This is a genomic window from Mesorhizobium sp. M0040, from assembly GCF_040323505.1.
GTDB lineage: Bacteria > Pseudomonadota > Alphaproteobacteria > Rhizobiales > Rhizobiaceae > Mesorhizobium.
Genome location: NZ_JAMYVA010000022.1, coordinates 79,432 through 88,725 on the forward strand (window position 1 = coordinate 79,432; position 9,294 = coordinate 88,725).

Sequence of the window (9,294 nt, forward strand, 5' to 3'; positions counted from 1 at the left end):
CACGTCCCCGAAACTTGTCACGCTTGAGTGAGCGGATACTGTTCCTTCAGCGTCTTCAGCACCTGGTCGCCCGGCATCGGCGCGCCGAACATGAAGCTCTGCACGTATTCGCAGCCCATCTGCCGCAACTCCAGCGCATCGCTCTCGTCCGAAATGCCTTCGGCGACAACCGACAGGCCGAGTTCATGCGCCATGTTGACCATGGATTTGAGCAGCACCGCACGTTTCGGCGTCGCGTCGTCGACGAAGCTCTTGTCGATCTTGATAGTGTCGAACGGAAAGCGCGTCAGATAGGCCAGCGATGAATAGCCGGTGCCGAAATCATCCAGCGACAGGCCGATGCCAAGCTGCTTCAACTTGGTCAGCACATGGGCGGTCTGCTCGGGATTGTCCATCACCAGCGATTCGGTGAGTTCGAGCCGGAAGCAGCGCGGTTTCAGGTTGGCTCGCGCGATCACCGAGCGGACGTCGCTGACCAGGTCGCGGCGGATGAGCTGGCGGCTGGACAGATTGACCGAGACCGACAGCGGCGCATCGCCGATCTGCTTTTGCCATCCCGCCAGGTCTTCGGCAGCCTGTTGCATGGCGAACAGGCCAAGCTGCACGATCAAGCCGCAGTTTTCGGCGACCGGAATGAAATCCGCCGGCGGGATCATGCCGCGCCGCGGATGGTCCCAGCGCAGCAGCGCTTCGAAGCCTGCGACGCTGCCGTCCTCCAGCCGCACGATCGGCTGGTAGGCAAGCGTGAATTCGCGTCGTTCGATGGCGCGGCGCAGATCGGACTCGAACTGCAGCCGGTCGGTGCCGACGGTGCGGAAGGCGGGACGGAACGGCTCGATCCGGTCGCCGCCGAAGCGCTTGGCCTGATGCATGGCAAGCTCGGCATCCTTGACCATGTCCTCGGCCGAGGTCTGCGTGGCGGTCCAGGTGATCAGCCCGATCGAGGCCGTCAGCACGATCTCGCGCTTGGCGAAGGTGATCGGGTTGTTGATGGCGTGCTTGATGGCATCGGCAATGGCCGCGATGCGGGCCGGATCCTGCTCCGACAAAAGCATCAGCGCGAACTGGTCGCCGGCAAAGCGCGACAGCGAATCCTTCGGCTTGAGCAGTCGGTGCAGCCGCCGCGCGATAGTCAAAAGGATCGTATCGCCGGCCGAGATGCCGAGCCCGTCATTGACCTGCTTGAACCGGTCTATGTCGATGACGAAGACGGTCGGGCGCACCTTCTCTTCGGTGCGGGCAATCGAAATGATCGCCTCCAGCCGGTTCATGAACAGCTCGCGGTTGGGCAGGCCGGTCAGATTGTCGTGCACGGCGTCATGCAGCAGCCGTTCCTCGGATTTCTTCTGCTCCGTCACGTCGACCATGGTGCCGACGCAGCGGATGACCTCGCCGTCCGAGCCGATCACCGGCCGGGCGCGCAACGAAAACCAGTGATAGTGCCCGTCGGCGCCGCGCAGGCGAAAGTTTTGCGACACCCGGCCGCGCCGGTGCTCGAGCACCACGTCGAGTGTCGTGCGAAACGTGTCGCGGTCGTCGGCATGCAGCACCGGCAGCCAGTTGCGGGCAGGGCCGCCGAGGCTGTTGGGGGTAAGACCGAGCTGAATGCTGACGTCGGGACGAGTGACGACGCGGTCGCGCAGCACGTCCCAGTCCCACACAGTATCGCCCGATCCGGCAACCGCCAGCGCCTGCCGCTCAAGGTCGGAGAACAGGCCCTGATGCAGCGCGCCGCCGGCAAAAGCGTGCTGCATCACGGTGAAGCCGATCAGCAGGATGATGAGGATCAGCCCACCGCCCAGCGCCGGCTGAGCGATATCGTTGTCCAGCATGCCGGTGATTGCCATCCACGATCCGCATAGCCACAGCAGAACCATCACCCAACTGGGCACCAGCATGATGGCGCGGTCGTAACCGCGGATACCGAGGAAGATGATCAGGCCGAGCCCGGTCAGCGCGGTGGCGGCGAAGGACAGCCTGGCAATGCCGGCGGCAACCGCCGGATCGATGATGGCGACACCGGCGATCAGCACTAGCCCCAGAATCCAGACCAGTGCGCCGTAGCTGAAATGGCCGTGCCACCGGTTGAGGTTGAGATAGGCAAACAGGAACACCACGAAGGTCGCCGCGAGCGCCACCTCCGTTCCGGCGCGCCACATCTGCTCATTGCCCGGTGAGATCTCTATGATCTTGTTGAGAAAGCCGAAATCGACGCAGATATAGGCAAGCACCGCCCAGGCTAGGGCCGCCGTTGCCGGGAACATCGAGGTCCCCTTGACGACGAAAAGGATGGTCAGGAACAGCGCCAGCAGGCCGGCGATGCCGATGACGATGCCACGAAACAGCGTGTAGGAATTGACCGAGTCCTTGTAGGATTCAGGATCCCACAGATAGACCTGCGGCAGCTTGGGCGAGGCGAGCTCGGCGATGAAGGTAATCACCGTTCCCGGGTTCAGCGTGACCCGGAACACGTCGGCGTCGGGGCTGGTCTGGCGGTCGAGCGCAAAGCCCTCGCTGGGCGTGATCGCGGCGATACGGGTCGAGCCGAGATCCGGCCAGAACAGGCCGGAATTCACCAGCCGGAAATGCGGTGCGACAATCAGCCTGTCGAGCTGCTGGTCGGTGGTATTAGCGAGCGCGAACACCGCCCAGTCACCGGTCGAGCGCGCATCATTTGCCTCGACCTCGATGCGCCGCACGATGCCGTCCGGGCCTGGCGCGGTCGACACCTGAAAATTCTCGCCCTGGTTCCGGTAGATCAAGACGGCCCCCGAAAGATCGAGCGCAACGTCGTCGCGGGCGATCTTGATCGGTTCTACGGCAAAGGCCGAGGACGCCGCGCAGAGCGTGACGATTGCCGCCAGCATAAAGGCAAGCAGCGACCCCTTGCGCAGAAAATTCGTCAAAATCAGTCCTTTGTTCCAACGCCCGGCGGATCGTCCGCGATTCGGGCGTATAGGTAATGGTCCTGCCAGATGCCGTTGATCCTGAGATAGGATCGTAGCAGTCCTTCGCGCCGGAATCCGGCTTTTTCAAGCACGCGGATCGACCGGGCGTTGTCGGGAATACAGGCAGCTTCGATCCGGTGCAATCGCAGCGTTTCGAAGGCGAAACGCGTCACCACTTTGACGGCATCGGTCATCAGGCCGCGTCCGCTGAAGCGCTCGCCGATCCAGTAGCCGATATGGCCGCTTTGGGCGACCCCGTGGCGGATATTGCCGAGGGTGATACCGCCGGCCAGCTTGCCGCTGCTTTTCTCGAAGATGAAGAAGGCGATCGCCGTCCCCTGCGCGTAGTCCTCGCGGTAGCGCCCGATACGATGCCGCCACGCCGTGCGGTCGAGTTCGTCAGGGGTCCATCGCGGCTCCCACGGCTCAAGAAAAGCGCGGCTTTCACTGCGCAGCACCGACCACTCGCGATAGTCGTTGGTCAGCGGTACGCGCAGCGTGACAAGCTCGCCCTTCAGTGCCGGCAGGTCGCGGCGAAAGAAAGGGAGCGCGAACACGACGCTCGAATAGGCTTAGACGGCAAGCTTACGGGCAGTGGTCTGCGTGCCCGAAAGCGAATCGAGGATTGCCTCATAGGGCGCGAGCGTACCCACCGGCCCGACGGCTGTAAGCGTCGGCTTGGTCGAAAAAAGCCGGGACGACAGATCCGTCAGCCGCTCGACAGTCAACGCCGCCAGCCGCTCCATCAGCTCTTCCTTGGCGATCGGCCTGCCGAACAGAAGCAACTGCCTGGCGATCTGCGAGGCGCGGCTGGCCGGGCTCTCGGCCGACATGATCAGCCCGGCGCGGTATTGGGCACGCGCCCGGTCAAGCTCCTCCTGCAGGATGTTTTCACCGGCCTTTTGCAGCTCGTCGATGATCACAGGCACCAGCTCGGCAATATCGCTTTGTCCGGTCGCCGCATGGACCCCGAAGACGCCGGTGTCGGAAAAACCCCAATGGAAGGCATAGACCGAATAGCACAGGCCACGTTTCTCGCGGACTTCCTGGAAAAGTCGCGACGACATGCCGCCGCCCAGGATCATCGACAGGACCTGGGAGGCATAGAAATCGCGGACGTGATAGGCGCGGCCCTCGAAACCCAGCACGATCTGGGCGTCCATCAGGTCGCGGTCTTCTCGAAAATCGCCGCCGACATATTGCGCATATTGCGGGACGGTGCCGTCGGCCTTGCCGCGGAAGCCGCCGAGACGCTTTTCGACCTCGCGCACGAAATCGTCGTGCTTGATATCGCCGGCCGCCACCATCACCATGTTCTCGGCGCCGTACTGCCGTTCGATGAAGTCGTGCAGCTGCTTCGAAGTGAAGGATTTGACGGTTTCCGGCGTGCCAAGAATCGAGCGGCCGATAGTCTGGTGGCGGAAGGCGGTCTCGGTAAAGTGATCGAAAACGACGTCGTCGGGCGTATCGTGCGCGGCGCCGATCTCCTGCAGAATCACATGCTGCTCTCGTTCCAACTCCTGCGGATCGAATTCGGATTCCTGCAGGATGTCGGAAAGGATATCGACGGCCAGCGGCACGTCGTCGCTCAGAACCCTTGCATAATAGGAGGTCGTCTCGACGCTGGTGGCGGCATTGATCTCGCCGCCGACGTCCTCGATCTCCGAGGCAATCTCGAAGGCGCTTCGCCGCCTGGTGCCCTTGAAAGCCATGTGCTCGAGCAAGTGCGCCATTCCGTGCTCTTCGTCACGCTCGTTGCGTGCGCCCGACTTGACCCAGGCGCCAAGGGCAACAGATTCGAGGCTTGGAAGGGTTTCGGTGGCGACTGTCAGGCCGTTCGACAGACGGCTTACCTCAACACCCATATGGCAATTACTCCCTAACGCGCCGCCCGCGCGTGGCGGCCGACATAATCTTCCACCATTTTCAGGTCGGATGGAAGTACCGTGTATTTTTCCTCGGCGCTCATCAACCCGCCTAGCCATGCAGGCAGGGCAGGCGACACGCCGCTGGCGGCTTCGACGGCGGCGGGAAACTTTGCCGGGTGCGCAGTGCCCAGCACCACCATCGGCACCTCACCCGCAGCCTTGCCGGCGGCCACATGCACGGCCGCGGCCGTATGCGGATCGAGCAGATAGCCGCTCGCCGCAAGTGTGGTGCGGATGGTGGCGGCGACCTCGTCCATGGTGGCGCGGCCGGCGTCGAATTCGGAGCGGATCTTGGCGATTTCGCCGGCCTCGATGGTGAAGGCGCCGGACTGCTTGAGCCCGTTCATGTAGCGCCGCACGGTCGAGGCATCGCGGCCGGACGCTTCGAACAGCAAGCGTTCGAAGTTCGAAGACACCTGGATGTCCATCGAGGGCGACGTGGTCGAAAAGACCCCCTTCATGCGGTATTCGCCGGTCGCCAGCGTGCGCGCCAGAATATCGTTGTCGTTGGTGGCGATGATCAGCCGTTCGATCGGCAGCCCCATCTTCTTGGCGGCATAGCCGGCGAAGATGTCGCCGAAATTGCCGGTCGGCACGGTGAAGGAAACCGGCCTGTCGGGCGCGCCGAGCGACAGGCCGGACGAGAAATAATAGACGATCTGGGCCATGATGCGGGCCCAGTTGATCGAGTTGACGCCGGACAGCGATACCCGGTCGCGAAAACCGTGGTCGTTGAACATGTCCTTTACCAGGCCCTGGCAGTCGTCGAAATTGCCTTCGATCGCCAACGCATGGACATTTGCGGCGGTCGAGGTCGTCATCTGCCGCTGCTGTACCGGCGAGACGCGGCCGTGCGGGAAAAGCACGAAGATGTCGGTGCGGTTGCGCCCGGCAAAGGCATCGATGGCGGCCCCTCCGGTGTCGCCGGAGGTGGCACCGACAATGGTGGCGCGCTGGTCGCGCTCGGCCAGCACATGGTCCATCAGCCGCGCAAGAAGCTGCATCGCCACGTCCTTGAACGCGAGCGTCGGGCCGTGGAACAGCTCGAGCACGAAGCTGTTCGGCCCGGTCTGCACCAGCGGGCAGACGGCCTCATGGCGGAAGGTCGCATAGGCTTCGCGCACCAGCCGTTCGAACACCGGCGCCGCGATCTCGCCGCCGAGGAACGGCGACAGCACACGGATGGCAAGATCGGGATAGGCAAGGCCGCGCATGGCGCGGATCTCGGCTGCGGAAAAATGCGGCCAGGCGCTCGGCAGGTAGAGCCCGCCGTCGCGCGCCAGTCCGGCCAGCACCGCGTCGGAAAATCCAAGCGCGGGCGCTTCCCCGCGGGTACTCACATATTGCATCGTCACGTTTCCATTGCTGCCGGGAATTTTCGCCCGCCGCGAGGTGGTGGATTTCTGCGCAGGCTCAGTCGCATTTTTGCCGCGCGGTTGATATACGTCACCGGCTTTGCGAGAGGGAAGTGCAGTTCATGGCGTTTCATTCATTCAACGGTCGTTTTGTCGCGGGTCTGGCGCTCGCCGGCTTTATGCTTGCCGCCGCAGGTTGCCAATCGAGCGACAATGGAATTCTCGGCTTCGGCAAAAAGGATGCGACACCGCCACCGCCACCCGATCCCAAGGTGCTTTCCAGCCAGCTGCAGGCCTATTGCCCGAAAGTGACGTTGCGTGACGGCACTGCCTTCTTCAATACCTACGCCAAGAGCGGTCCGAAGCCGAAGAAAAAAACCGATGTTGCCGCCGAGGAAGCCGCCCAGCCCGCAGCGGACGCGGCTGGCGCCAATCAGCCGGACGATTCCGCCAAGATCATCTATCAGGCCTCGATCACCGATGTGACCCGCGACTGCAGCCGCGCCAACGGCTCCTTGTCGATGAAGATAGCCGTCGCCGGCAAGGTCGTGCCTGGCCCGATGTTCACCCCCGGGACCATCACCATGCCGATCCGCATCGCGGTGATGCACGGCACCGAAGTTCTCTATTCGCAGCTTCACTCCTATCAGGTCCAGGTTACCGATCCTTCGAGTGCCACGCAGTTCGTCTTCACCGATTCCAACGTCGTCGTCCCGGAGCCGACGGCGAAGGACTACCAGGCATATGCCGGGTATGACGAGGGCGCTCCGAAAGTAGCGACAGACAAGCCGAGGAAGAAGAAAGCCGCCGCGACCAACTAAGCCGCTGCATTCGCGCCACGGCGGTTGGAGGCGGCCTCTCAGGCGTCCGCCGACCATTCCGACAGCGCGGCGATCACGCTTTTCAGTTCCGCCCAGCGGCGGATGACCGTTTCCGCGCCGGCCTCGGTCAGCGCATCGGCGTGGCCGGGATAGCTGTGCGCCGCGCCAGTGAAGCCGATGACGCGCATTCCCGCCGTCTTGGCGCCGGTGACGCCATGCACCGAATCCTCGATGACAAAGGTGTTCGCAGGATCGGCCTTGAGTTTTTCCGCGGCGAACCGAAACACGTCCGGCGCCGGCTTGGATTTCCCGGTCGGGGTTTCCAGCGAGGAAAAGATACGGCTGGCAAAGAACGGCAAAAGCTGCACCTTCTCCAGCATGAATTCGATTCGCTCCGAACGCGAATTCGAACAGACGCAGCGCGGCACTGCTACCGCGGCGACAGCCGCGTGCGCCCCGTCGATGGCACGCACGTCGCTGCGCAGCCGACGATCGACCAGCTGTTCCTCCTTGTCGATCAGCGAGGCCTGGAACGGGATCCGGGACTTTTCCTCGACCCGCATCATGATGTCCTTGAAAGTCAACCCGGCATAGACCTCGGAAATCTCCTCGGCCGATATCTCGTAGCCGGCCGAGGTCAACAGCTCGGCATCGATCCGCGCGGCGATGATTTCGGAATCGACGAGCACGCCGTCGCAATCGAAGATGACAAGGTCTGGCTGGGGCATGGTGATCCGGAAAGCGGGATGAGGGGAATGCCGAGAGCCCTTTGGTCCAAACGGCTCAGGCGGCGCGGCATACACCAACAGGCCGGGCTTCGCAAATTCGGCGGGCTGCTTCACTGAATATTTACGCTGATCGGTAACCATAACGGACAGTAAACAGTAACGCGTGCCTTGGGTGTCACAATGTCTGCCGTGCGTCTTCTCGACGAGCTTTCCGATGCTCCCCAGCAATCCGAGTGGCTGGATACGATCCTGAAGGGCGACTGCGTCGCCGCGCTCGAACGGCTGCCGGAAAAGTCGATCGACGTGATCTTCGCCGATCCGCCCTATAATTTGCAGCTCGATGGCGATCTGCACCGGCCCGACCAATCCAAGGTCGATGCCGTCGACGACCATTGGGACCAGTTCGACAGTTTTGAGGCCTACGACGCCTTCACCCGCGCCTGGCTGCTGGCGGCGCGCCGTGTGTTGAAGCCCAACGGCACGATCTGGGTTATCGGCTCCTACCACAATATTTTCCGGGTCGGGGCAAAGATGCAGGACCTGGGTTTCTGGATCCTCAACGACGTCGTCTGGCGCAAGACCAATCCAATGCCTAATTTCCGTGGCCGCCGTTTCCAGAACGCGCATGAGACGATGATCTGGGCATCGCGCGACCAGAAGGGCAAGGGCTACACTTTCAACTACGAGGCGCTGAAGGCATCGAACGACGACGTCCAGATGCGCTCGGACTGGCTGTTTCCGATCTGCACCGGCGGCGAGCGCCTGAAGAACGACAATGGTGACAAATTGCATCCGACGCAGAAGCCGGAAGCGTTGCTTGCCCGCGTCATGACGGCATCGACCAGGCCGGGCGACATCGTGCTCGACCCGTTCTTCGGCTCAGGTACCACCGGGGCTGTCGCCAAGCGGCTTGGCCGCCACTTCGTCGGCATCGAGCGCGAACAAACCTATATCGATGCCGCCATGGAACGTATCGATGCGGTCCGGCCGCTGGAAGGCGCCAATTTGACGGTACTGACCGGCAAGCGCGCTGAGCCGCGCGTCGCCTTCGTCACGCTTCTCGACAATGGCTTGGTGGCGCCAGGCGCCACGCTCTACGACGCCAAGAAGCGCTGGGCGGCAAAAGTGCGCGCCGACGGCACGCTGGCGATCGGCGACAGTGCCGGGTCGATCCACAAGATCGGCGCCGAGGTGCAGGGGCTGGACGCCTGCAACGGATGGACCTTCTGGCATTATGAGCGCAGCGGCGGCCTGACCCCGATCGACGAGCTTCGCCGCATCGCCCGCCTGGGCATGGAACGGGCAGGGGGCTGAATCCTGATCTGTTCGAGGCCGGCCACCTAGCCACCAGCTACGATAAGAGATTGTCTAAGTTGGTTGAAGGTTTTGGGGTCTTTCTCCGCGCGAGCAGGCTTAGAGTCCGTTTTGAAATTCACGGGTGAGCGTTTCGGCGGATGAGATTGCCGCCCATTGCGACAAGGATCATGGCTTGCGAGACGTCGATGCGCTGCTCG

The 9,294-nt window shown here is 62.8% G+C and carries 7 protein-coding genes; 2 read left to right on the forward strand and 5 right to left on the reverse strand.

Going from position 1 to position 9,294, the window contains the following annotated elements:
- Positions 1 to 17 precede the first annotated feature (17 nt).
- Genes NKJ91_RS19680 through thrC form a run of 4 tightly spaced genes read right to left on the reverse strand, consistent with a single transcriptional unit; the run spans position 18 to position 6,225 of the window.
- A complete protein-coding gene (locus NKJ91_RS19680) occupies positions 18 to 2,906 on the reverse strand; it encodes an EAL domain-containing protein (RefSeq protein WP_352456895.1) in 2,889 nt (962 codons plus the stop codon).
- Between the two features lie 2 nt (positions 2,907 to 2,908).
- Complete coding sequence (locus tag NKJ91_RS19685; RefSeq protein ID WP_254818464.1) at positions 2,909 to 3,505, reverse strand: GNAT family N-acetyltransferase; 597 nt, start codon at positions 3,503 to 3,505, stop codon at positions 2,909 to 2,911.
- A 15-nt stretch (positions 3,506 to 3,520) separates the two neighbouring features.
- Entirely contained in the window at positions 3,521 to 4,813 is a 1,293-nt protein-coding gene (locus NKJ91_RS19690; protein ID WP_352456896.1) for a M16 family metallopeptidase, read from the reverse strand.
- A gap of 14 nt (positions 4,814 to 4,827) precedes the next feature.
- On the reverse strand, positions 4,828 to 6,225 hold the full coding sequence (gene thrC / locus NKJ91_RS19695) for a threonine synthase (protein WP_352456897.1): 1,398 nt from the start codon (positions 6,223 to 6,225) through the stop codon (positions 4,828 to 4,830).
- A gap of 128 nt (positions 6,226 to 6,353) precedes the next feature.
- Between thrC and NKJ91_RS19700 the strand changes: the two genes are divergently transcribed.
- On the forward strand, positions 6,354 to 7,052 hold the full coding sequence (locus NKJ91_RS19700; RefSeq protein WP_352456898.1) for a hypothetical protein: 699 nt from the start codon (positions 6,354 to 6,356) through the stop codon (positions 7,050 to 7,052).
- A 38-nt stretch (positions 7,053 to 7,090) separates the two neighbouring features.
- On the opposite strand, the gene NKJ91_RS19705 is transcribed toward NKJ91_RS19700, so the two are convergent.
- Positions 7,091 to 7,780: an HAD family hydrolase gene (locus NKJ91_RS19705; RefSeq protein ID WP_352456899.1), complete on the reverse strand. Its 690-nt coding sequence runs from the start codon at positions 7,778 to 7,780 to the stop codon at positions 7,091 to 7,093.
- 180 nt (positions 7,781 to 7,960) lie between these two features.
- Between NKJ91_RS19705 and NKJ91_RS19710 the strand changes: the two genes are divergently transcribed.
- Entirely contained in the window at positions 7,961 to 9,094 is a 1,134-nt protein-coding gene (locus NKJ91_RS19710) for a site-specific DNA-methyltransferase (protein WP_352456900.1), read from the forward strand.
- The last annotated feature ends 200 nt before the right edge of the window (positions 9,095 to 9,294 follow it).

Excerpts from the sequence above, each read along its gene's own strand:
- NKJ91_RS19690 (WP_352456896.1), bottom strand. The coding sequence starts at position 4,813 with ATGGGTGTTGAGGTAAGCCGTCTGTCGAACGGCCTGACAGTCGCCACC.
- thrC (WP_352456897.1), bottom strand. The coding sequence starts at position 6,225 with ATGCAATATGTGAGTACCCGCGGGGAAGCGCCCGCGCTTGGATTTTCC.
- NKJ91_RS19700 (WP_352456898.1), top strand. The coding sequence starts at position 6,354 with ATGGCGTTTCATTCATTCAACGGTCGTTTTGTCGCGGGTCTGGCGCTC.
- NKJ91_RS19705 (WP_352456899.1), bottom strand. The coding sequence starts at position 7,780 with ATGCCCCAGCCAGACCTTGTCATCTTCGATTGCGACGGCGTGCTCGTC.
- NKJ91_RS19710 (WP_352456900.1), top strand. The coding sequence starts at position 7,961 with ATGTCTGCCGTGCGTCTTCTCGACGAGCTTTCCGATGCTCCCCAGCAA.